Source organism: Nitrospirillum iridis (assembly GCF_014205765.1).
In the GTDB taxonomy this organism is placed as follows: Bacteria; Pseudomonadota; Alphaproteobacteria; order Azospirillales; family Azospirillaceae; genus Nitrospirillum; species Nitrospirillum iridis.
On record NZ_JACIIZ010000007.1, the window covers coordinates 235,533 to 256,354 of the forward strand.

The following is a 20,822-nucleotide window of genomic DNA, read 5'->3' on the forward strand; positions in this document are numbered from 1 at the left end:
AAGGTGCGCGTCGCAACTCGCCGGTGTCCGCCATCCAATGGTGCGCTGCCGGGTCAGCGCGGATCCTGGGTCCCGGGGCGTGCCCTCATGCTGGATGTAGGGTGGATATGGCGCAATATGAGCGCCGAGAAGGAGATAGGCTGGCCAGGTGGACAGCCATCTTGAAAAATGCGCGGCCGGATTTGGCAATATAATTGGAGGGATTCATCTGGTTGTGCCGGATTTTCGCCAGAACCATAGGCTCCAGCGACCGGCATATATATTTGACAATGAAGGTGACGGCCCGTTTCGTCATGCGTCTCTGTCAATTTAATGGGTTTGATAAACTTTTTGTGTGTCTCGCTACTCGAACCCAACTGCCAAGAGCAGGGAACCCACCTTCCTTCTCTGGAAAGTGAGACCGTTTTCACTCTACGGTAGTTATCAGCAATAACCGGGCCAAGTCGTTCGCTGCTGCGATATAAGCATTTTCGGTCAAGGTGACGATCCGGCGATCGCACAGCGATTGGGCAATTCTAGATTGTTACGGGCATGTTGCCGCAAAGCTGTGCAGCCCGCGAGCCCAGTGGGCGGTGATTGGACAAGCGGACCGCTTGCTGTAAGCAGGAGGGCCGCTCCCCCCCCCCGCCGCCCATCCGCCTCGCCATGCGCCTGCTGAAACCTTTGACCCATGGCCCCATCGCCCGTCTATGGGGTGCATTGTCGCTGTCCGCCGTGGGCGACCAGTTGCACCAGATGGCCTTGGTCTGGCTGGCGGTCGGCCTGGTGGGGGCGGATACCGGCTATGTCGCGGCGGCGGATACGCTGGCGTTGATGGTTGTCGCCCTGCTGGCCGGCGCCTGGGTGGAACGCTGGGACCATGGCGGCGTCATGATGGCGGCCGATCTGGCGCGAGCGGCGCTGGCGGTGGTGCCGGTATTGGCGGCCTTGACCGGTCATCTCACCCTCTGGACCCTGGTGGTGCCCTCCGTGGCGCTCTCGGCCCTGTCCGGGCTGTTCGACCCGGCCTTGCAGGCCTCGCTGCCCCGCCTGGTGACGGATCGGGGCCTGCTGGCCGCCACCAACGCGTTGTTCGACGGCACCTTGCGTCTGGCCCGTCTGGTGGGTCCCACGTTGGCCGGGGCGCTGGCCACCTTCATGCCGGCCGTCGCCCTGATGGGGGTGAATGGCCTCAGCTTCCTGGCCTCGGCGTGCGCCGTTTTCAGCATAAGGCCACGCCTGGCCGATCCGACGCCCCCGGCGGTACGGCGGGGTGGGGCGTCGGAAAACCTGGCCGCGCGGCTGCTGGCCGGCTGGCGGCTGGTGCGGCGTGAACCGCCCTTCCCCTATCTGCTATGGCGCGCCGGCCTGACCGGGGGTCTGTGGACCCTGGCCATCTGGTTGTCCCTGCCTCTGCTGGTGCGCCAGCAGGGGGTGGCGGGCTTCGGCCTTGGTGGCCTGTCGGCCCTGGCCTTGCTGTTCTCCGCCTACGGCGCCGGCAACCTGGTCAGCAACCTGATGGTGGGCAGCTTGCCGCCGGGTGGGGCGCTGACCCGCCGGCCCCTGTCCCTGGTGGTGGCGGGTGACGTGATGGTGGGGGGTGGCTTCATCCTGCTGGCGCTGGCGACGCGGGTGCCGGCCCCCTGGACGCTGGGGGTGATGGCGGCGGCGGCGGCCATCACGGCCACCGGTGGGCCGCTGGCGCAGATCCCCGTCACGACCCTGCGCCAGACCCGGTTCAGCGGCGGCGAGATCGCGGCCGTCTTCCGCCTGTTCATGGTGCTGGACTGCCTCGGCACGCTGGTCGCCATGACGCTGGCGCCCACGTTGCTGTCCATCTTGCCCACGGCCCTGGTGATGGGCCTGGCGGGCGCCGCCATTCTGGCCATGGCCGTACTCTTCGGCCGGCGGGCCGCGACCCCGCCACTGGGCCTGGCATAGGGTCGTGGCATAGGGCCTTGGCGGAACCCGCGCGCGGGGGTACGCTGTCTTCATCCGCGTGACTGGCGATAAGGCCCCGTTCCATCGGGCGGGGCCGGATGGGGCACCATCGGGAAGCGCGGATGCACCCGCGTGCCGCACGCCTGGGCCATTCACCTCTTGGTCAAAAGGGGCGTCCCCATGCTTGCCAGCCTTATTCCCATCCTTGTCGCGCTGTTGCTGGGGGCCATGAGCCCCGGGCCCAGTTTCGTTCTCGTCACCCGCACCGCCGTCGCCCAATCCCGCCGCAACGGCTTGGCCGCCGCCGCGGGCATGGGGGTGGGCGGCACCCTTTTCGGCACCCTGGCGCTGTTGGGCCTGACCGCCCTGCTGACCCAGGTGGCGTGGCTGAACCTGGCGTTGCGCCTGGCCGGCGGCGTCTATCTCCTCTATCTGGCCGTGCGCATGTGGCGGGGGGCGGGCACCCCCCTGGCCATGACGGCGGCGGTTCCCGTTGACGGCCGGGCACCGTCCCTGGTGCGGGCCTTCGGGGTGGCGCTGGCCACCCAGCTCAGCAATCCCAAGACCGCCATCGCCTATGCCAGCATCTTCGCGGCCCTGCTGCCGCCGGTGCCGCCGCCGCACCTGCTGCTGTTCCTGCCGCCGGTGATCTTCGTGATCGAAGCGGGCTGGTACACGGTGGTGGCCCTGGCCTTTTCGCTGGACACGCCGCGCCGGGCCTATCTCAAGGCCAAGGCCGGCATCGACCGGACGACGGGCGCGGTCATGGGGGCCCTGGGCCTGCGCCTGATGGCCGACGCCGTGCGCGACGCGACCCTGGTTCGCTGAGACTGGTTCGCTGAGGACGGTACGATCCCATGTCGGATGCACCCCGCCCTCAGCCATCCCCGGGGGATAACGCCAGCTATCCCAGATAGTCGTGCAGGACCCGGCCGAAGGGCAGGGTGAAGTCCACCACCTGATGCCGGCCGCCGATGATGCGGCGGACCGGCAGATCGGCCACCCGGCAGTTGACGTGGGGCACCAGATGCAGGCGGGCCGGGCCGTCCCAGGCGCCATGCACATGGACGTCGGTCAGGTTATAGCCCACCAGCTGCGCCACCTTCGGCCCCCCGTCCACGTCGGGGATGAACTTCAGGTTCACGTTCAGCTTGCCGATGCCCTTGGCCACCTCATCCAACCGGTCGGCCAGGCTGACGTGCTTGTAGGTCATGGTGCCCATGGCCACCCGCTCCTCATCATAGTGCAGGGTGCCGGTCAGCGTGTCCTTCAGCACCTTCAGGCGGGGCACGCCGTATTTCTTGGGGAAGCCCCAGATTTCGCGGCCGGCGGTGATGGGCGGCTCGTCATCCAGATACATCTGGACGGAGAAGTTGCACGGCTCGCCGTTGAGCTGGGCGACGATGCCGGTGCCGCTTTCCTCGTAGTCGCCGAAGCCGGAGCTGTCCGGCATCTTCATCCATTCATAGAAGCACAGATTGCCCGGCGCCGGCTCCAGCGGTTCCGGCAGCGCCCGGCGCACGGCTTCCGGATCACTCTCATAGGTGATGATCAGGTATTCGCGGCGGATGAAACGGTAGGGCCCCCGGGGATAGCTGGGGCTGAACAGGGGCATGGAACTGGCGGAAAGGATCTCGTCGCGATTCATGTCGGCACTGCTCCCAAGGAAGGGGGGTACCGGGACCGGTCGATAGGGGCATGCGAGAAGCGGGCGGACCGGCATCCGGACGAAGGAATGCCAGGATGGCGGATGCCTCCCGGGAAAACCATTCCCTGTCCGAGTAAGTTTTGTTGCGTCGCACCTAAGCCAAGCGGGGTGGGGGGCGGCGGATGGCCGCACCCCTGGCCACGCCGGCCATCAATAGCCGACGGTGAAGCGGCGATTGGCGTGGGCGGGGCTTTCCACCTCATCCACCAGCGCCACCGCGAAATCCTCGTAGCTGATCTGGCTCTTGCCGGCGGCATCCAGCAACAGCTGGTCATCGGCCAGGCGGAAGTGGCCGGTACGCTCCCCCGGGAAGAAGAAGGCCGCCGGCGACAGGAAGGTCCACTCGATACCTTGAACCGGTCCCTGGCGTAGCGCGTTCAACACATCGCGGCCGGCGCCGGCCTCGGCCTTGTAAGCGGCCGGGAAGTCCGGAGTGTCGATCAGGGCCACGCCGGGCGCCACCTCCAGCGACCCGGCACCCCCCACCATCAACAGCCGTTTCACCCCGGCGATGGTCAGGGCGGACAAGAGGGCGCCCAGGTCCAGTCCCTGGAAACGCGTGCCGCTGATGACGGCGTCGTGGCCAGTCAGCAGCGGGGCCAGGCCCTGCGGGTCGCTGGCATCGCCCGCCTTGGCCGTGACGCCGTCCTGGGCGTCCAGCTTGCTGATGTCGCGGGCGATGGCGGTGACGGTGTGGCCGCGCCGCCGCAGCTCCGCCAGGATACGGGTGCCGACGTTGCCGGTGGCGCCAATCAGGGCGATGTTCATGAAGGTTCTCCGGTCCGGTGCTGGCGCATCGCTGCGCGGCAGACTAGGTTACGATAAATAACCAGATGCCATCTCCGCCTCCTGCGGTGAAGAAGGCATGGTGGCGTTCCCTGGTTATCGCCGCATTACCGCCCGCGGCCCTTGTGAAATGGGCTTGCTCGCAAGGAGACCACGATGGATGGACGTATGCCCATGGAGGGAAGGGGCCCGCTCGCCGCCACCCCCACCTTGGCCGAGGACGTGGTGGCGGCCGGCTATCAACCGGATACCGAGGACGGCGTCTGTCCGGTGCGCGACGTGCTGGACCGCCTGGGCGACGCCTGGAGTGTCCTGGTCATCCGCCACCTGGACCTGGGCCCCGCCCGCTTCAACGCCCTGAGGCGTGCGATTGGCGGCATCTCCCAGCGCATGCTGGCCCAAACCCTGCGCAAGCTGGAACGCGATGGCCTGGCCAGCCGTACTGTCTTCCCCACCACCCCGCCGCAGGTGGAATACGCGCTGACCGATCTGGGGCAAAGTTTCTCCGCCCACCTGGCGCGATTGGCGCAGTGGGCCGCCCTGCATCAGCCCGCGATCCGCGCCAGCCGCCGCCGCTACGACGTGGCGCAGGGGGACGACAAGGAGAGATGAGGGTGCGGCGTTCCGCCGCAGGCATGGAAGGCGCTTAACCACAATCATGCGATGATCGGCACTTTCGCAATCAATATGCTGGCGTCCTTGCCTATCCCATAAGTGGTGACACCTCATGCATATTCGGTTAGCGCTTGCTGCCGCTTTCGCCATAGTCGGCCTGTCGGGCTGCTCCTCAATTATCGAGGGCACTTCTCAGGAAATCACCGTGAACACTACCCCGGCTGGCGCGAGCTGCGCGCTGGAGCGCGAGGGCACCGTCATCGCCCGAATCGCTCAGACCCCGGCGGCCACGACGGTGAAGAAGACCAAGCACGACATTACCGTCCGGTGCACCAAGGATGGTTTCCAGGAAGCCACCTTCCTTGACCATTCCGGGGCAGCCGGCGCCACCGTGGGCAATATTCTGCTGGGCGGCGGCATCGGCTGGGCCATCGACAGCGCCAGCGGCGCTGACAACAAGTACGACAGCCCGGTGAACATCACCCTGGTGCCCATCGGCGCCGCAGCCCCCGCTCCCGCAGCGCCCGCTCCCAAGTAAGCGCTCTCCGGGACCGGAATGAAAAGGCGGTGGCCCGGTTGTGGCGGCCGCCTTTTTCTTTGGCGGTACGCGTCGCTTCAGCCGCCGGTGGCGGCGCGCAGCTGGTCGGCGATGGCGGCCAGACGGTCGCCCAGCTCCTTGGTGGCGGCGGTGCTGGCCTGTTCGTTGGCGCGGCCGGTCTCGACCAGGGCTTTCAGGTGATCGGTCAGGTCCAACAGGCCGCGTATGGTGCGGTCGGCGGCGTCGATGCGTAGGCGCAGATTGTCGGCCAGGGACTCGACCGTGGCGATGTTGGGATCGATCCGGGGCGTCAGCGCGTCCATCAGGCTGCCGGTCAGGGCCCGCAGGGCCTCCGTCGCCTCGTCCTGGCGGGCCAACGCCCGGTTCAGGGCGTTGGTGGCGCCGCCGGCATCGGTCGCCAGGCCGGCGGCCTCCCGCTGCAGGTCGCGCACCGCCTCCTCCACCTTGGTGCCGGCTTCACCCAGGCCGGCGTTCAGCATGTCGGACAGGCGGCTCGCGGTGTCGCCGATGCTGCCCGCGCGGTCGCCCAGCGCGTTGGCCGTGGCCTCCAGCCGGGCGATGGCCTCGTCGGCGGCGGCCTTCTGATCGGGGTCGGCGCTGCGGCGCTCCAGTTCCGTCCGCATGGCCTCGGAAATCTTGCCCAGGCTGTCCAGCGTGCGGGTCATCTCACCCGCGCGCAGCGCCACGCCGGCGGCGGCCCCCGCCAGGTCGCGCTGCACCGCCGCCAGATTCTCGGCCACCGGTTCCAGGCGCGTGCTGTTGGCCTCGGCCGCCGTCTCGATCAGGCGGTTGGCGCGGGTCAGGCCGTCCAGCGCGCCTGACAGGTTGCGCGTGACCTCCTCGGCGGTGCCGCGCAGCAGGTCGGCGGAATTCTCCACCCGGCCCGTCACCCGCTCCAGCCGGTCGCCGGCGTGGGCCAGGGCCGCCTGCAGGTTGCGGTCGCTGTTGCCGACGGCGTCCGTCGCCCGCGTCAGGCCGGCCGTGGCCTCCGATGTACTGGTGGCCAGCATTTCGCCCGAGGCGCGCAGCAGCTTGACCGAGGCCAGCAGCTTGGCCTGCAGGTCGCCCATGGCGGCGTTCATGCGCTCGTTGGCGTCCTGGGCCTCGCCCGTGGCGCGGCGCAGCTCGCCCTCCGACTCCGACAGGCCGCGGACCACCCGGCCCACATCCTCGCCGGCGGTCAGCACGGTGTTGGCCACCATCTCCGCGTTGCGGCGCAGGGCCTCCACCAGATTGTCCAGCCCGCCGCCGCCGCCGCGGTCGTCGAAGGCGTGCACTTGCAGGGCGGCGCGGCTCAGCAGCTCCGTCGCCTCCTTGATCTCGCGGTTGCTGTCACCCGCCGCGCGGGCGACGATGCCGCACAGCTCACCCACCCGCTGCACGCCGTCCGTCAGTTCCTTCTGCGTGTCGCTCAGCAGCGCCGTGAGATCCCGCCGCGTGTCGCTGACCAGCGTGGACACGGCGTCGCCATTGCCGGCCAGGGTGTCGCCGGCGCTGCGCAGGCGGGTTGTCAATTGCCCGAACAGGTCGGCGGCGGCGCCGTCGAACTTCAGGCGCACGCGCCCTTCTTCGGTGACGATGGATATGTCGGGCAGGTCCGCCACTTGGCGGCGGAAAGCCTCGATGGCGCGGGCCATATCGCCCAGCTCATCCGGGCGGTCGGTGCCGGCGATGGGGGCCCGCCAGTCGCCCCGGGCCACGCCGTTGACGCTGTCACGCAATTGGGACAGCGGCGCCAGCACGCGCAGCCGGATCAGCCACAGGGCGGCGGCGGTCACGGCCAGCATGGCGGCCACGGCGGCGATGCCCAGCCAGAAGCCGGCGCGGGCTGGCCCCGCCAGCACCTCCGAGGTGGTCTGCACCTCCTGCCGGCGCAGTTGGGCGATGCGGTCGGCCACGGCGGCGTGCAGGGTCATGAGCGACAGGCCCGTGGCTCCGGCCAGGGCTTGCGGCTTGTCGCCCGCGGCATTCACCGCCGCGCGATAGCGGTCGATCAGGCGGTGCAGGTCACGGGCCAGGTCCGATTCGGCGGTGGTCAGGCGGTTGCCTTCGAAAGCGCGGACATTGCGGTCCGCCGTCTCCAGCGCCTGGGCGATGTCGGCTTTGGCCTGGACGCTGCCGGTTTCGGCATAAACGGCCAGCGCGTTCAGCAGGCCGCCATTGCCCAGCACCCCTCGCGCCTCATCCAGGGCGCGGGACTTCGCGGCCACCACGGCCGGCGTTTCATCCAGCGAGCGGTCGACACGGCTGAACAAGGCCAGGTTATACGTGGCGGCGGCCACCAGGGTGACCGCGGCCGCCACGGCCAGGGCGGCGATCCAGCCCCCGGCGCGGCGCAGGCTGCCGGCCCCGGCCCGTGTTGAACTGACCCCTGACTTCATACCCCCACCCGCCCGTCGGCCGTTCGCGCAACATCACGCCCCCGCAGGGGCGGCCCTCATCCCGGGGCGCCCATGGTGTGGGAAGGTGCCGGGGCTTCGTCAATCACTTTGTACCTCGTTGTACTTCGTTCGGCCCGGGGCGTACGCGCCGAGGCGATGGGATTGGGGCCTTTCCGCCGTATCAGCACCCAGTAGGCGCGGTATCGCCCCGCTTTCCGGTCCAGGGCAGGCCTGGGGCTTGCCCCCGCGCCGGCCGGGGCGTAGGAAGGTCAGGTCGGGCGAGGTTGGTGCGCCTGGATCCTGGGTGTGGGGGCCCGGTAGTCCGCGCCATTCCAGCGGCTGCGCGGGTTTCGTATCGAGGGCCTGTATGCGTATCGTCCAGATTATCTTGTCCAAGGGTTTCCGGGGAGCCGAGCGCCACGTGGCGGAGTTGGCCATCGCCCAGGCACGCCATCATGACGTTTTGCTGATCGTCCGTGCCGATTGCGCCGACGCCGGTGGCCGTTCCATCCGCGACCAGCTGCCTCCCTCGGGCGAATTGCCGGGCTTGCGGGTGGTGACGGTGGGGCCGGGGCTGATGGCGCCAGGCATATGGAGCCACATCCGCCGCTTCCGGCCCGATGTCATCCACGGCCACGGCGGCCGGGCGGGACGGACCGTGGGGCGCCTGCGGCCCCTGCTGCCCGGGCGTCCGCCCGTGCTCGCCACCATGCATCTGGACTATCGCCGCCGCTGGTACCAGAACCACGACGCGGTGGTCGCGACCACCGACTGGCAGGCCCAGGAGGCCAAGCTGGGCGGTTTCGAGGGACGCATCGCCCGCGTGAACCTGTGGCTGCAACCCCATCCGATACCCGACGCCGGGCGTATCCAAGCCCTGCGGGCGGAAATGGGCGCCGAGGCGCCGGGCGACGTGCTGGTCCTGGGCGTGGGGCAGTTGATCCGGGAGAAGGGATTCGACCTGCTGGTCAGTGCCGTGCGCGGTTTGGAGCGGCCCAATCTGAAACTGGCCGTCGTCGGCGACGGGGGCGAGATTTCAGCATTGAAGGCGCAGGCCGCCGATTGCCCGGCCATCCGCTTCCTCGGTTTCCGGGGCGATGTGAAGGATTTCTACCACGCCGCCGACATCTTCTGCTCCCCCTCCCGGTTCGAGCCGTTTGGCCTGGTGTTCCTGGAGGCGCTGGACGCCGGTGTGCCGGTGGTGGCCACCGCCACGGAGGGCGCGCGCATGATCCTGCAACCGTCGGATGGCCTGCCGGCCATAGGCGATCACCTGGCCGGTGACCCCAACGGGCTGGCCCAGGCCCCCCTGGCGGCGGTTGGGAATGCAGACGATTTGGCCGAGGCGCTGGGGGTGGCCCTGGATGCGGTGGCGCACGCGCGCGCCGCCGGTACCCGGCTGCGCCGCCGCCCGGTCCTGTCCGCTTACAGCCAGGCCGCCAGTCTGGACGCGCTGGAGCGGCTGTACGCCGAACTGCTGGCGGCCGCTGACACGGCCGCCATCGCGGCGGCGTCTAAGGCCGGGGCGCCGGCGCCAGGCCATTGACCGTCAGCGGCACGCCGCCGCTGGTCAGGGCCGCCTCGGGTTTTTCCACGTCCTCGACACGCAGCAGGGCCAGGCCCCGCGCGCCGACGGCGCTGCGCATCTCGCCCACCTCGCGCTCACCCCAGACGACGGGGGTGCCGGGCGCGGGCAGGGCGGCGCCGTCAGGGGCTTCCACCCGCATTAACCGCTTGCGGATCAGCGCCCGGTAGTGGGTGCGGGCGGTCAGCTCCTGCCCCATGTAGCAGCCTTTGTCGAAGGCGACGGCGGACAGGGTGTCCATGCCGTTTTCCAAGGGGATGGACTTCTCCGGCACCAGGTCCCGGCTGCCATCGGGCACGCCCAGTTCCAGGCGTCGTCGGACATAGCCATCGGTGGCGTCGGGCAATGCCTCGGCCGCGGCGCGGGGGAGCAACAGGCGCAGACCCAGCCCCGCGTGGCGTGGGTCGGCATAGACCAGGGCGGGGCCGTCGGGCGTCCCGACCGTCCAGGCAGTGCCGGGCGCGCCGTTGGATGTCGCGTCCAGGGCGACGGCGACGGCCCACTGGCCGCTGACGTCGGCCAGGGCCACCTTGGACCGCAGCTTGTAGAGCGATAGCCGTCGCAGCAGGTCAGGCGCCCGCGCCGCCTCCGTCTCGATCAGCAGCGTCTCCGCACCCTCGGCGTCGACCTGGGCGGCCACGAACAGTTCGTGCAGAAACTTGCCCTGCGGTGTCAGGAACAGGGCGTAGATGGCCTGGCCGGGGCCGACACGGCGCACATCGTTCGTGATCAGACCCTGCAGGAAGGTTCGGGCGTCAGGCCCGGTCAGCGCCAGAACGCCCCGGTCGCTCAGGCGGCCGGTGCTGGTTGCGGGGGCGGGCGGCCAGGCAAAGACATCGCCATCGATCATGGTGGTGAACCCGAGCAGTTTGCCTACGGAGTGGTTTTCCATGGGCCCGTGAGCCTCAACAGGTAAGGGGTGCCGCAAGCAGCCGCAAGGCCCACCCAGCACCTTGCAGGCTTGATCGTGATGCGCCTGGTATGGCCCCTGAGCAGGGGGCGGCCACCACAGCCGCATTGGCAAGCGTCTGACAGCACTTGTATAAGGGGCCGTCGCCAGGATTACGCCATGGGTTGGGGGCCAGTCTTTTGCGGGTTTTGTTCATCACCTCCACCCGTCTGGGCGACGCGGTGCTGACGACGGGGCTGCTCGGCCATCTGGTCGAGCGGTTGCCGGACGCCCGCTTCACCATCGCCTGCGGCCCCATCGCCGCCCCCCTGTTCCAGGCCGTTCCCCGGCTGGATCGGATCATCGCCATGCCCAAGCGGCGCTTGGCTGGCCACTGGGTGGACCTGTGGCGGCAGGTGGTGGGCCACCACTGGGATCTGGTGGTGGATCTGCGCGACAGCGCCGTGTCCTGGTTGATACTGGCACGCCGCCGCGCCACCTTCCGCGGCGGCGACGACCGCCAACCCAAGGTCGTGTCCCTGGGGCGCGTCCTGGGGCTGGATCCGCCCCCCGCTCCCCGCCTGTTCCTGAATGACGCCCTGCGGGCCCAGGCGCTGGCGTTGGTCGGCCCGGATGACGGCGCGCCCATCCTGGCGCTTGGGCCGGCGGCCAATTGGACGGGCAAGGAATGGCCGGCCGACCGTTTCGCGGCCCTGGCGCGGCATCTGGTCGCGGGACCGTTGCTGGCGGGTGCCGCCCCCGCCCGGGTCATGGTCCTGGCGTCCGAGGCGGAACGACCGCGGTGCGCACCCGTCCTGGAGGCGCTGACGGCGGCCCTGGGCATGTCGCGGGTGATCGACCTGGTGGGGCGGACCGATCCCCTGATGGCGGGGGCCTGCCTGGAACGGGCCCGGCTGTTCGTGGGCAATGACAGCGGTCTCATGCACGTATCGGCGGCCGCCGGCACGCCAACGCTGGGTTTGTTCGGTCCAACACCGATACACCTCTATGCGCCCTGGGGCCCCCGGGCCATGGCGGTGATGGCGCCGGAAGGGCCGCAGGGTCCTCAATCGCCGGAAGCCCGGATGGCCGCGCTCACGCTGGACCGGGTGGAACAGGCGGCCGCCGACCTGCTGGCCCGGGTGGGGGCGCGGACGTGACCCGTCTCCCGGGTCTCCGCCCCCGAGACGCTATAAAAAGCGCTAGGACCGGGGCTGTTCCCGGGTAAAAGGAAAGGCTCGGGTGGTTGGCGCCCGGGGGGGCGGCCGGCCTGGGGGCTAAACGGTGCCGGATAAATGCGCTGGAGTGAGATGTCATCTACTGAGACCAAGCGTGGATCACGGACCCGGACCCAGGTCCTGCCCCCTTTGCCCGTCATGGGTGCCGTCGCCGGGCTTGGCCGTCCGCAGGCGGTGTCGTCGCCATTCAGCCGGCCCTGGACGGCGCTGACGCTGTTCCTGTTAACGGTTCTGGGCTTCGTATGTGCCCTGCTGCCATTGGGAACCGCGCCGACTTTGATCAGCCTGTCGGTCCTGGGCGGCATCTTGTATGCGGCGCGGACGCGGCGGCTGCCGGTTCTGCTGACCGCCAGGGAGACGCTGCGCGGCCCCCTCGTGCCCCTGGTGCTGGGCCTGTTGCTGGGGGCCGTGTCCGTGCTGTGGACGCCGGTGCGCAAGGACGGCGTCGCCCAGCTGTTGACCTTCCTCTACACGGTCGTGCCTTTCCTGTTCTGGATTGGAATGATCCGGGAAACCGATGAGCGGCTGCGTTGGCTGCTGATCCGCTGGGCCACCATCGGCATGGTGGTGGGGATGTGCGTCTTCGCCATCGAGATTCTCGGCCACCAGCCCATCTACCGCCTGGAGAAGGCGCTGGAGGGCACCAAGGTAGACAATGACCGGGCCATGAACCGGCCGGCCGTGCTGTTCGCCACCCTGGCCTGGCCCCTGGGGCTGGCGCTGGCCCGCCTGGCATGGACCACGGGGCGCGGGGCGTTCGCCCGCCTGCCGTCGCTGTCGGCGATGCCGGCCTTTCCCATGGGCAAGGCCATGCCCTGGGCATGGGTCATGCCGATGGTCTTCTTCCTGGTTTCGCTGGGGGGCAGCAGCGCCTCGGCCAAGGTGGGATTGGGCGTGGGGCTGGTGTTCTATGGCCTGGCGCGGTTGTCGGCGCCGGTGGCGCGCACCCTGATGATCGTGGCCCTTCTGGCCGGTCCCGTCCTGTGCGTTCCCGTCGCGCTGGGCCTGCACCGGGCGGGCCTGACGGAAGAGGCGCGCATGCCGTTCAGTTTCCGTCACCGTGTGGAGATCTGGGACGTGGCGGCCCGCCGTATCCTGGAAAAGCCGGCGTTCGGTTGGGGGCTGGACAGTTCCCGCAATATTCCGGATGAGGGGCAGGTTTCCAAATTCCATCCCGAATCCCCCCTCATCCCCCTGCACCCGCACAACATCTTCCTGCAGGTGTTGCTGGAACTGGGGGTGGTCGGCGCGGTGCTTTTCACGTGGCTGGGGGTTGGCCTGGCCTGGGGCACGCGGCGGTTGCCGGCCTATGCCCAGGCATCGGCGCTGGCGGCCATGGCCGCCAGCATCGCCGTCGGTTGCTTCTCTTACGGCGCGTGGCAGACGTGGTGGCTGTGCGGTCTCATGTTGGCCGTGGGCCTGTTGGAACTGACCTTGCCGGCGGGATGGTGGGCGCGGGCCTCTACCGCCGCCCCATCGGCCGGTCAGGCGGGCCCTGGGCGCTCAGCCCCGGCACGGTCTCCTTCCGCGGGGCGACGTATGGCGGGCCGGCGGCGCTGATGGCTTGCCCCCACGGCTCCCGCGGGGGTAAATGGCAGCCCGATATCCACCGCTGAACGCCATTTGTTGAGGATCCGCCATGCCGCCCGTGAAAAAGAACCCGCTGAACCTCAACGCGCTGCAGTTGAAGACGCTGACCCTGCTGCAGGTCCTGGCCGGGATCGAAGGCGTGGGCCAGCCGGTGGTGGAGGGGGGCGTCCTGGTCGATCGCTTCCCCCACCCGCACGGCAACCATTTCCACCTGGGGCCGTACACCGTGATGACCCAGGACGCCACGGGCCTGTCGAATCAGGCCGCCTGGGTGGCGCTGGAGCGCAAGGGACTGATCAAGTCACAGTTCCCGAACGCCGCCATCGTGACCGAGGCGGGCCTGGGCTATGACACCGGCATCCGCCAGGACATCCTGCACGGCTCCGACCACTGAGGCCGAGGTAAAGAAAAAAGGGTGCCGTGGCCTCGGCCATCGCACCCTTTTTTCTTTAAGGGGCCGCCTCAGCCCAGCAAACGCGCCCGCGCCGCGGCGTACTCGGCCTTCAGTTGGGCGATCAGGTCGGCGGTCGGCAGGACATCGCCGATGGCGCCCACGCCTTGGCCGGCCCCCCAGATGTCCTTCCACGCCTTGGCGCCCGGGGCCACCGCCGCGCCGAAATTCATCTTGCTGCGATCCACCTGGGGCAGGTTGTCCGGGTCCATGCCGGCCGCCACGATGCTGGACTTCAGGTAGTTGCCGGCGACCCCAGTGAAGAACGGGGTATAGACGATGTCGGACGCGCTGGCCTCCACGATGGCCTGCTTGTAGCCGGCGGCGGCGTTGGCCTCGGTCGTGGCGATGAAGCGGGTGCCCAGGTAGGCCAGATCCGCACCCATGGCCTGGGCCGCCAGGATGGCGTCGCCCGTGGCGATGGCGCCCGACAGGATGATGGGGCCATCATAGAAGCGCCGCACCTCCCCGACCAAGGCGAAGGGGCTGAGGGCCCCGGCATGGCCGCCGGCGCCAGCGGCCACCAGGATCAGCCCGTCCACCCCGGCCTCCAACGCCTTTTCGGCGTGGCGCAGGCTGATGACGTCGTGGAACACCAGGCCGCCATAGCCATGGACATGGGGGACGATGTCGCCGGGCGCCCGCAACGACGTGATGATGATCGGCACCCTGTGGCGTACGCACACCTCCATGTCGTGCTCCAACCGGTCATTGGACTGGTGGATGATCTGGTTCACGGCGTAGGGCGCGATCTTGGCGTCCGGGTTGGCGGCGCGGGCGTCGGCCAGCGTGCCCTTGATGCGGACCAGCCACTCCTCCAGCGCTTCCTTGGGGCGGGCATTCAGTGCCGGGAAGGAACCGACGATGCCGCCCAGGCATTGGGCGATCACCAGCTCGGGGTTCGAAACGATGAACATGGGCGAGGCGATGACCGGCAGCGCCAGGTTCTGGGCAAGGATGGGCGGCAGGCTCATGGAACGCGTCTCCCCTGGGTATTTCTTGATGGCCGTGGACGGCCGCCCCGCCTCAATGCCATGGGGCCCGGGGGCCGTCAATGCGGGGGAGGATCAGCATTTCCGGCGGGAAAGAGCGGGCGGCGGTCAAAGCCCAGGCGCAGTCCACTGCCGTCCACGGGCGCGCGCCGAAAAAAATTCCACAGGAAAAGGGCGGGGACCGGGGCCGGCCGGTCCCCGCCCAGTAGCCTCAGGCGGGAGGGGAACTATGGCGATCGGGCGTCAGGGATAGTTGCGCGGCACCGGTGCTGGGGGAGGGGCCATGGTGCTGGAATTGGGCGGGGTGACGCTGCCGATCAGGTTGTTGTCCGCGTCATAAACGGCGCCGCCGCCAGCGGGATAAAACACCACCTGCCCGGCCGTCCGGCCGCGGTCGTCCACCATGCGGTAGCTGTGGCTTAGATCCACACGCTCCGACCGGGGCGACCCGCCGCAGGCGGCAAGGGCGGTCAGGGCGGCAGCGGCCAACCAGCCGCGCGCCAGGATTTGAGGGCGATTATTGACGTCTGTCATGACTTCCTCCGGATGGCAGGGGTTGATGGCGTGCCCCCAAGTCCTCTTCACGGATATGGAAAATAGACTTCAAATGTCCAATCACGAAAGAACGCTAACATGGCCCCCTAAACCTGTCATGGAGCAGTCCGACGTAGGCGGAAAGGCTGGCTAATTCCAGAACTCTGCTTTTTTTTGGATGAAAAGGGGCGCCTTAAGACCAGGTCACCCCCTTCCGATCTAGGTATGTCGGTTAGGAGGATTCGGGTGGGGGACGGGCGACAGCAGATCTTCCAGCCCGATACGGCGGAACAATTCCGCCCGCACCCGGTCGGCGACGCCATTCACCACTTCCGCCCCGTCCTGGGATGGGTCGATATGAGTGCGGAAGGGGCGCTTGCCGTGGGGCAGGTCCACCACCCGCACGATGGCCTCCGCCACGCTGCCAGCGTCGGCATCCGCCGGTTCCAGCGCCGCCAGGCCTTTCAGTGCCCGGTCCGGCACGTCGGCATAGGGGCCCTCGTTGTAAACCGCGGCGCACGCCGTGTCGGCGGGCGAGCCCGAATGGGCGAAGTGGTTGGTGCCTTTGGTGAAGGCGCCGGGAACGACGATGGCGGTTTCGATCCCCCAGCGCGTCAGTTCCGAGGCGTAGCTGACGGCCAGGCTGTCCATTGCGGCCTTGGCGGCGAAGTAGGGGGCCAGATAGGGGGGCGTGCCACCCCGGGTGCTGCTGCTGGACACCCATACCAGCAGCCCCCGGCCCTGGCGGCGCAAGTGCGGCAGGGCCGCCCGGTTCACCCGCTGGGTGCTCAACACGTTGATGTCGAACAATTGGGCGTACTGCTCCGGCGTGAAGGCCTCCGCCGGGCCGAAGGACATGTGGCCGGCGTTGTGCACAATGACGTCCAGACGGCCAGCCTCATCGATGATCCGGGCGATGGCGGCCGCCACCGACGCGTCGGATTGCACGTCCATCTCCGCCGCGCGTAGGTCCACGCCGTGCTCGGCGGCATAGGTCCTGACCTTTTCCACCTGTGGGGCGTTACGGCCCTGGGTGTCGCGCATGGTGGCGTAGACGGTATGGCCGGCCTGGGCCAACGCGCGGGCGGCAAGCGCGCCGAACCCGCTGGACGCGCCGGTGATGACGATGACCTGCTTCATGATCGCTCTCCTTTCATGCGCGGCGGTCAGATGATGCCGCCGTTGGCGCGCAGCACCTGGCCGTTGATCCAGGCGCCGTCCTGCCCCGCCAGGAAGGCGACGCACGCGGCGATGTCTTCCGGCTGGCCCAGGCGTTCCAGCGGGGCCTGCTTGGCCAGACGGTCCACCACATCCTGCGGCTTGCCGGTCAGGAACAGGTCGGTGGCGGTGGGGCCGGGGGCGATGGCGTTCACGGTGATGGACCGGCCCCGCATCTCCCGCGCCATGATGATGGTCAGGGCCTCCACTGCCGCCTTGGTGGCCGCGTACGCGCCGTACGTGGGCGGGTACAGCCCCACGACGCTGGAGGAGAAATTGATGATCCGGCCGCCTTGGCGCAGGCGTTGCGCCGCCTCGCGCAAGGTGTTGAAGGTGCCCTTCAGGTTCACGTCCACCAGCTTGGCGAAGGCGTCGTCACCCATGTCGGCGATGGCCGCCAGCGTCATGACGCCGGCGTTGTTGACCAGGATGTCCACGCCGCCGAACGCGGCCTCCACCCGGTCGAACATGGTCTTGACCGCGGCGGCGTAGGCCACGTCGGCCTGCACCGTCAGGGCGCGGCCGCCGGCGGCCTCGATCTTGGCCGCGACCGCCTCGGCGGCGGCGGCACTCCCGGCGTAATTGACGATGACGGTGTAGCCGTCGCGGCCCAGACGCTCGGCGATGGCGGCGCCGATGCCCCGCGCGGCACCGGTGACGAGGGCGACCCTATTCATGGGGGTGTTCATGGCTGTCTTGTCCTTCGGTCGGGTGGCCCGCCGTGGCGGCGGGCGTGTTCGATGACCGAAAGGTGTGCCCTGGCTGTTTTTGGATAAATGATCTAAAATTGCCATCACTATCCAATATTAATAAATAATGAGATCGAGCGATGGACCGGTTCGATGCCATGCGCGTCTTCACCCGTATCGTCGAGCGGCGCAGCTTCACCGCCGCGGCGGAGGATCTGGGCATGCCCCGGGCCACGGTCACCCACACCCTGCAACAGTTGGAGGGGCGGCTGGGCACCCGCTTGCTGAACCGCACCACCCGCCATGTCAGCCCCACCCTGGATGGTGAGGCCTACTACCAGCGCTGCCTGCGCCTGCTGGCGGATGTGGAGGAGGCGGAGGGCGCGTTTCGCGCGACGGAGCCCAAGGGGCTGCTGCGCGTGGATGTGCACGGCAAGTTGGCGCGGCATTTCCTGTTCCCCGCTTTGCCGGCCTTCCTGGCCCGCTATCCCGGTCTGGAACTGAACATCAGCGAAGGTGACAGGCTGGTCGACCTGGTGCGGGAAGGCGTGGATTGCGTGCTGCGGGCGGGGGAACCGCGCGACAGCGCCCTGATCGCCCGGCGGGTGGCCGTGCTGCCCCAGGTGACGGTGGCCAGCCCGGCCTACCTGGATCGCCATGGCGTGCCCACCACCCTGGATGACCTGGATGGCCATCAGGCGGTGAACTTCGTCTCCTCCGTCACCGGCCGGCCTTTCCCGTTCGAGTTCCTGGTGGGGGATGAGGTGCGGCATATCACCCTGCCGGGGGTGGTCAGCGTGTCCGGCGCCGACAGCTTCGCCGATGCCGCCCGCTTGGGCCTGGGGTTGATCCAGACGCCCGGCTATCACCTGGGGCCCGACCTGGCGGCGGGCACCCTGGTGCCGGTGCTGCCCCTCTATCCCCCACCGCCCATTCCGGTGTCCGTGCTTTACCCCCAGAACCGCCAGTTGTCGCCGCGGGTACGGGTGTTCGTCGACTGGGTCGCCAGCTTGTTCAAGGGCCAGAGCTGATTAAGGCGTCCGCCCGGTCTCGCGCAAAAAGGCCCGCACGGTGCGGGTCAGGGCCTCGTTCTGGCTGAGGGGCGGGCGCCAGTCGAAGGCCGCGCGGAAGGCGGCGTCGTCCACTTCCAGCGATCCGGTCAGGCGATCGACGATGCCGGCCAGGCGGGGCAGGGCGGCGGCGGTGCGCCAGACGATGGCCGGCAGGGGAACGAGCCAGGGGCGCTTGCCGGCCGCGGCGGCCATGGCCGCCACCAGGTCGCTGGTGGACAGGGCCGGCTGGTCGGCGACCAGGAAGGTGCCGGTGACCCCGGGCCGCTCCACCGCCCGGGTGATGGCGTCGGCCAGGGTCTCCACGCTGATCAGGCTGCGGCGGTTGGCGATGCCGCCCAGGGGCAGGACCGGCCAGCGGGTGGCCAGGCGCAGCAGGGCCGCCATGTTCGCCTTCACGCCGGGTCCGTGGACCAGGGGTGGCCGCAGGATGGCCAGGGAGAGGGGGCCGCCCGGCGGGCACAAGGCGGCCAACGCCTCTTCCGCCGCGCGCTTGGACTGGCCATAGGCGTCCTCCGGCACTGCGGGGTCCGCTTCCGTCAGGGGGCGGCCGGGGCTGTGGTCGCCCTGGGCCTTGACGCTGCTGACATGGACAAGTCGGCACACGCCCGCCGCCTGGGCGGCTTGGGCCAGGCGCACGGTGGCGGTGACGTTCAGCGCCTCAAGTGCCGTGGCCGTCACATCGCGCTGGTGGGCCAGGCCGGCCAGGTGGACCACGGCCTGGGCGCCCTCCAGCACCGGGGCCCAGTTGACGGGCCCGGTCAGATCCCCCACCGCGGCGGCCGCGACGCCGGCCGGCAGGTCGACGCCGGCGGTCCGCACCACGGCGATGACCCGATGCCCGCCCGCCTGCAGCCGGGGCAACAGGGTCCGGCCGACGAAGCCGGTGGCGCCGGTCACCACGATCTTGGCCATGTCCCCGTCCTCACGCCTGCCTATGGTCCTGGCGCCTCAATGACACGGGGGGCCCGCGTGGGGCAATGGCCAACGGGGGGGAAGGCGGGCGGCTTTATTGATAGTTCCGGCGGATGCGGTCCAGGGTGCCGTCGCTGCGCAGACCGTCCAGGGCCGCGCGCAACCGGGCGACCAGGGCCGGATCGGTGCCCAGGTTGCAGGCGATGCCCACGGGGGCGACCGAAAAGGTCAATACCGATTCCACCGTCACGCCCGCCTGTCGGGCCAGCCAGCGTCCGCTGATGGCGCCGGCGGCGGCCAGGTCGGCCCGGCCGGCGGCCAGCATGGGCATCTGGTTGGCCAGTGCCACCTCCGTCACCTCCAGCCCCTGCTCGCGCAGGCTGCTGGCCAGCATGGTCCCCGCCGGAACCAGGATGGACAGGGGCGTGCCCCGCGCCTGGGCCTCGCTGGCCAGGGTCTTCACCTCCTCCAGGCTGCCCAGGGCGCGGGTGCCGTCAGGGTGGGCGCGGTCGTAGTGCAGCCAGTCGGGCCGGGCGAAGAGCGCGGCGCCCCCCTGGACGATGGGGGCCACCCATTGAAAAAGGGGCAGGCGCTCCGGCGTCTGGTTCACGGCGAACAGGCAGGTGCCCGGTATCTCCTGCGTCGTGTGGTATCCCCGCCGCCAGGGCAAGACTTGCACCTGGTAGGCGACGCCGGCGGCCGCCATCAGCACCGGCAGCAGGTCGCCGACGATGCCGGTCAGGCGGCCTGTGGCCGGGTCGGTGAAGTTGAGCGGCGGATTCTCTTCCGTGATCAGGGTGAGGGAAACCGCCGCCTCTCCCGCCCGCGCCGTATCCGCCCCCCATACCGCCGGGGGAATGGCGCAGGCGGCGGCCAGAAGGGCCGCTATCCGGCGCCGACGGTGGGGAGGGACTGCGGGGGGTGCAGCGGGACCGGGCATCGGCTTCCTGGCGGCGGCTGTACGCGAACGGGGTGCGATCCGCGCCGGGAAGGGAACGGCTTCTGGGGTGGGACGCTTCAACCCGGCGGAGGGGAGAAGTCTCCCCCCGAATGCCTACCAAGTCCTTAACGGCCGTCGAATCGTGGTAAACGGCCTGGTCAATGCAGGTTTGCCGGGGTGGCGATCTTGTGCCGCACGACGCCGCAGGCCGTGGCCAGCGCGGCCGCCCGCTGCAACAGCCACCCCCGCATGTCCGGCGGATGTCGCGCCAGGATGGTTTCCACCGCCAGGGCATCGCCCGCCGACAGGTCCGTGGCCGCTTTCAGCAGCAGGCCCGCCAACGCGCGGCAATCGCTGTCCTGGTGCGCCGTTGCCATGTGGAACAGATGGCGCATGCGAGCGGCGGCCCCGTCCGGGTCCTGGCCGAACAGGGGGGTGGGTGACGCGGCCATCGGCAATTGGCCGTCGGCGGGGACGCCGTTGGCGGAGGCATCGCTGGGGGGCGGTGGCGTATCCGGTGACGTCATCGGGCCGTTCCTTGGGGCAGGGGCGGTCAGGGGACTGGCGGATGGCGCATCGCACACTCCTTTGCCTGGAGGGCGGCGGCATGGGGCGGGATGCGCGAGACCCGGTAACCCTAGCACCCCCGCTGGGGCCGGGGGGAGCCATCCAAACGGAGGGGGCCAAACGGAGGGGGTATCCCGGTTCCGGCGGGCGGTTCACGGCTCAGACGCTTCCATCC

Annotated in this window: 20 protein-coding genes and 1 riboswitch; of the genes, 9 read left to right on the forward strand and 11 right to left on the reverse strand. The window is 69.4% G+C overall.

What is annotated here, in order from left to right; genetic code table 11:
• The first annotated feature begins 576 nt into the window (after positions 1–576).
• Positions 577–1,920, forward strand: a complete 1,344-nt coding sequence (locus FHS74_RS14285) for an MFS transporter (protein WP_184801606.1) — start codon at positions 577–579, stop codon at positions 1,918–1,920.
• 48 nt (positions 1,921–1,968) lie between these two features.
• A riboswitch (ZMP/ZTP riboswitch) is annotated at positions 1,969–2,076 on the forward strand.
• A 24-nt stretch (positions 2,077–2,100) separates the two neighbouring features.
• Positions 2,101–2,748: a LysE family translocator gene (locus FHS74_RS14290; RefSeq protein ID WP_184801608.1), complete on the forward strand. Its 648-nt coding sequence runs from the start codon at positions 2,101–2,103 to the stop codon at positions 2,746–2,748.
• A 76-nt stretch (positions 2,749–2,824) separates the two neighbouring features.
• Here FHS74_RS14290 and FHS74_RS14295 read toward each other — a convergent pair whose 3' ends face one another.
• Together FHS74_RS14295 and FHS74_RS14300 are read right to left on the reverse strand one after the other, a co-directional pair.
• Positions 2,825–3,568 carry an acetoacetate decarboxylase gene (locus FHS74_RS14295; protein ID WP_184801610.1) on the reverse strand — a complete coding sequence of 248 codons (744 nt, stop codon included), beginning with the start codon at positions 3,566–3,568 and terminating at the stop codon, positions 2,825–2,827.
• A 210-nt stretch (positions 3,569–3,778) separates the two neighbouring features.
• Positions 3,779–4,396, reverse strand: coding sequence for an NAD(P)-dependent oxidoreductase (locus FHS74_RS14300; protein ID WP_184801612.1), 618 nt, complete (start codon positions 4,394–4,396; stop codon positions 3,779–3,781).
• Between the two features lie 174 nt (positions 4,397–4,570).
• Between FHS74_RS14300 and FHS74_RS14305 the strand changes: the two genes are divergently transcribed.
• Positions 4,571–5,026: a winged helix-turn-helix transcriptional regulator gene (locus tag FHS74_RS14305; RefSeq protein WP_246463133.1), complete on the forward strand. Its 456-nt coding sequence runs from the start codon at positions 4,571–4,573 to the stop codon at positions 5,024–5,026.
• 208 nt (positions 5,027–5,234) lie between these two features.
• Positions 5,235–5,567: a hypothetical protein gene (locus FHS74_RS14310; protein ID WP_184801613.1), complete on the forward strand. Its 333-nt coding sequence runs from the start codon at positions 5,235–5,237 to the stop codon at positions 5,565–5,567.
• Between the two features lie 77 nt (positions 5,568–5,644).
• On the opposite strand, the gene FHS74_RS14315 is transcribed toward FHS74_RS14310, so the two are convergent.
• A complete protein-coding gene (locus tag FHS74_RS14315) occupies positions 5,645–7,969 on the reverse strand; it encodes a HAMP domain-containing protein (protein WP_184801615.1) in 2,325 nt (774 codons plus the stop codon).
• Positions 7,970–8,357: 388 nt separating this feature from the next.
• On the opposite strand from FHS74_RS14315, the gene FHS74_RS14320 reads away from it, so the two are divergent.
• Complete coding sequence (locus tag FHS74_RS14320; RefSeq protein WP_184801617.1) at positions 8,358–9,515, forward strand: glycosyltransferase; 1,158 nt, start codon at positions 8,358–8,360, stop codon at positions 9,513–9,515.
• On the opposite strand, the gene ygfZ is transcribed toward FHS74_RS14320, so the two are convergent.
• Positions 9,484–10,446, reverse strand: a complete 963-nt coding sequence (gene ygfZ / locus FHS74_RS14325; RefSeq protein WP_246463134.1) for a CAF17-like 4Fe-4S cluster assembly/insertion protein YgfZ — start codon at positions 10,444–10,446, stop codon at positions 9,484–9,486. The two genes, FHS74_RS14320 and ygfZ, sit on opposite strands and share 32 nt — an antisense overlap.
• Before the next feature lie 197 nt (positions 10,447–10,643).
• Here ygfZ and FHS74_RS14330 point away from each other — a divergent pair, with 197 nt between their 5' ends.
• From FHS74_RS14330 to FHS74_RS14340, 3 genes are all read left to right on the forward strand, one after another.
• On the forward strand, positions 10,644–11,603 hold the full coding sequence (locus FHS74_RS14330; protein WP_184801619.1) for a glycosyltransferase family 9 protein: 960 nt from the start codon (positions 10,644–10,646) through the stop codon (positions 11,601–11,603).
• Between the two features lie 150 nt (positions 11,604–11,753).
• The gene (locus tag FHS74_RS14335; protein WP_184801621.1) at positions 11,754–13,241 is read left to right on the forward strand and encodes an O-antigen ligase family protein; all 1,488 of its coding nucleotides are present in this window, start codon (positions 11,754–11,756) and stop codon (positions 13,239–13,241) included.
• Positions 13,242–13,320: 79 nt separating this feature from the next.
• Positions 13,321–13,665 carry a hypothetical protein gene (locus tag FHS74_RS14340; protein ID WP_184801623.1) on the forward strand — a complete coding sequence of 115 codons (345 nt, stop codon included), beginning with the start codon at positions 13,321–13,323 and terminating at the stop codon, positions 13,663–13,665.
• A gap of 68 nt (positions 13,666–13,733) precedes the next feature.
• On the opposite strand, the gene FHS74_RS14345 is transcribed toward FHS74_RS14340, so the two are convergent.
• The 4 genes from FHS74_RS14345 to FHS74_RS14360 all read right to left on the reverse strand — a co-directional run bounded on the left by FHS74_RS14345 (position 13,734) and on the right by FHS74_RS14360 (position 17,155).
• Positions 13,734–14,696, reverse strand: coding sequence for an NAD(P)H-dependent flavin oxidoreductase (locus FHS74_RS14345; RefSeq protein ID WP_184801625.1), 963 nt, complete (start codon positions 14,694–14,696; stop codon positions 13,734–13,736).
• A gap of 261 nt (positions 14,697–14,957) precedes the next feature.
• Positions 14,958–15,248 carry a hypothetical protein gene (locus FHS74_RS14350; protein ID WP_184801627.1) on the reverse strand — a complete coding sequence of 97 codons (291 nt, stop codon included), beginning with the start codon at positions 15,246–15,248 and terminating at the stop codon, positions 14,958–14,960.
• A gap of 219 nt (positions 15,249–15,467) precedes the next feature.
• On the reverse strand, positions 15,468–16,388 hold the full coding sequence (locus FHS74_RS14355) for an SDR family oxidoreductase (RefSeq protein WP_211106304.1): 921 nt from the start codon (positions 16,386–16,388) through the stop codon (positions 15,468–15,470).
• A gap of 26 nt (positions 16,389–16,414) precedes the next feature.
• Complete coding sequence (locus FHS74_RS14360; RefSeq protein WP_184801629.1) at positions 16,415–17,155, reverse strand: SDR family oxidoreductase; 741 nt, start codon at positions 17,153–17,155, stop codon at positions 16,415–16,417.
• 140 nt (positions 17,156–17,295) lie between these two features.
• Here FHS74_RS14360 and FHS74_RS14365 point away from each other — a divergent pair, with 140 nt between their 5' ends.
• Positions 17,296–18,186, forward strand: coding sequence for a LysR family transcriptional regulator (locus tag FHS74_RS14365; RefSeq protein ID WP_184801631.1), 891 nt, complete (start codon positions 17,296–17,298; stop codon positions 18,184–18,186).
• On the opposite strand, the gene FHS74_RS14370 is transcribed toward FHS74_RS14365, so the two are convergent.
• The 3 genes from FHS74_RS14370 to FHS74_RS14380 form a co-directional block, all read right to left on the reverse strand.
• Positions 18,187–19,140: an NAD-dependent epimerase/dehydratase family protein gene (locus tag FHS74_RS14370; RefSeq protein WP_184801633.1), complete on the reverse strand. Its 954-nt coding sequence runs from the start codon at positions 19,138–19,140 to the stop codon at positions 18,187–18,189. It lies immediately after the preceding gene.
• A gap of 94 nt (positions 19,141–19,234) precedes the next feature.
• Positions 19,235–20,080 (reverse strand): substrate-binding periplasmic protein, encoded by an 846-nt coding sequence (locus FHS74_RS14375; protein WP_184801635.1) that lies wholly within the window; start codon positions 20,078–20,080, stop codon positions 19,235–19,237.
• 158 nt (positions 20,081–20,238) lie between these two features.
• Positions 20,239–20,607: a hypothetical protein gene (locus tag FHS74_RS14380; protein WP_184801637.1), complete on the reverse strand. Its 369-nt coding sequence runs from the start codon at positions 20,605–20,607 to the stop codon at positions 20,239–20,241.
• Positions 20,608–20,822: the final 215 nt, after the last annotated feature.

Bases quoted from the DNA above. Each gene is read 5' to 3' on its own strand.
- FHS74_RS14290 (WP_184801608.1), top strand. From the start codon at position 2,101: ATGCTTGCCAGCCTTATTCCCATCCTTGTCGCGCTGTTGCTGGGGGCC.
- FHS74_RS14295 (WP_184801610.1), bottom strand. From the start codon at position 3,568: ATGAATCGCGACGAGATCCTTTCCGCCAGTTCCATGCCCCTGTTCAGC.
- FHS74_RS14300 (WP_184801612.1), bottom strand. From the start codon at position 4,396: ATGAACATCGCCCTGATTGGCGCCACCGGCAACGTCGGCACCCGTATC.
- FHS74_RS14305 (WP_246463133.1), top strand. From the start codon at position 4,571: ATGGATGGACGTATGCCCATGGAGGGAAGGGGCCCGCTCGCCGCCACC.
- FHS74_RS14315 (WP_184801615.1), bottom strand. From the start codon at position 7,969: ATGAAGTCAGGGGTCAGTTCAACACGGGCCGGGGCCGGCAGCCTGCGC.
- ygfZ (WP_246463134.1), bottom strand. From the start codon at position 10,446: ATGGAAAACCACTCCGTAGGCAAACTGCTCGGGTTCACCACCATGATC.
- FHS74_RS14335 (WP_184801621.1), top strand. From the start codon at position 11,754: ATGTCATCTACTGAGACCAAGCGTGGATCACGGACCCGGACCCAGGTC.
- FHS74_RS14340 (WP_184801623.1), top strand. From the start codon at position 13,321: ATGCCGCCCGTGAAAAAGAACCCGCTGAACCTCAACGCGCTGCAGTTG.
- FHS74_RS14345 (WP_184801625.1), bottom strand. From the start codon at position 14,696: ATGAGCCTGCCGCCCATCCTTGCCCAGAACCTGGCGCTGCCGGTCATC.
- FHS74_RS14350 (WP_184801627.1), bottom strand. From the start codon at position 15,248: ATGACAGACGTCAATAATCGCCCTCAAATCCTGGCGCGCGGCTGGTTG.
- FHS74_RS14355 (WP_211106304.1), bottom strand. From the start codon at position 16,388: ATGAAGCAGGTCATCGTCATCACCGGCGCGTCCAGCGGGTTCGGCGCG.
- FHS74_RS14360 (WP_184801629.1), bottom strand. From the start codon at position 17,155: ATGAACACCCCCATGAATAGGGTCGCCCTCGTCACCGGTGCCGCGCGG.
- FHS74_RS14365 (WP_184801631.1), top strand. From the start codon at position 17,296: ATGGACCGGTTCGATGCCATGCGCGTCTTCACCCGTATCGTCGAGCGG.
- FHS74_RS14370 (WP_184801633.1), bottom strand. From the start codon at position 19,140: ATGGCCAAGATCGTGGTGACCGGCGCCACCGGCTTCGTCGGCCGGACC.
- FHS74_RS14375 (WP_184801635.1), bottom strand. From the start codon at position 20,080: ATGCCCGGTCCCGCTGCACCCCCCGCAGTCCCTCCCCACCGTCGGCGC.
- FHS74_RS14380 (WP_184801637.1), bottom strand. From the start codon at position 20,607: ATGACGTCACCGGATACGCCACCGCCCCCCAGCGATGCCTCCGCCAAC.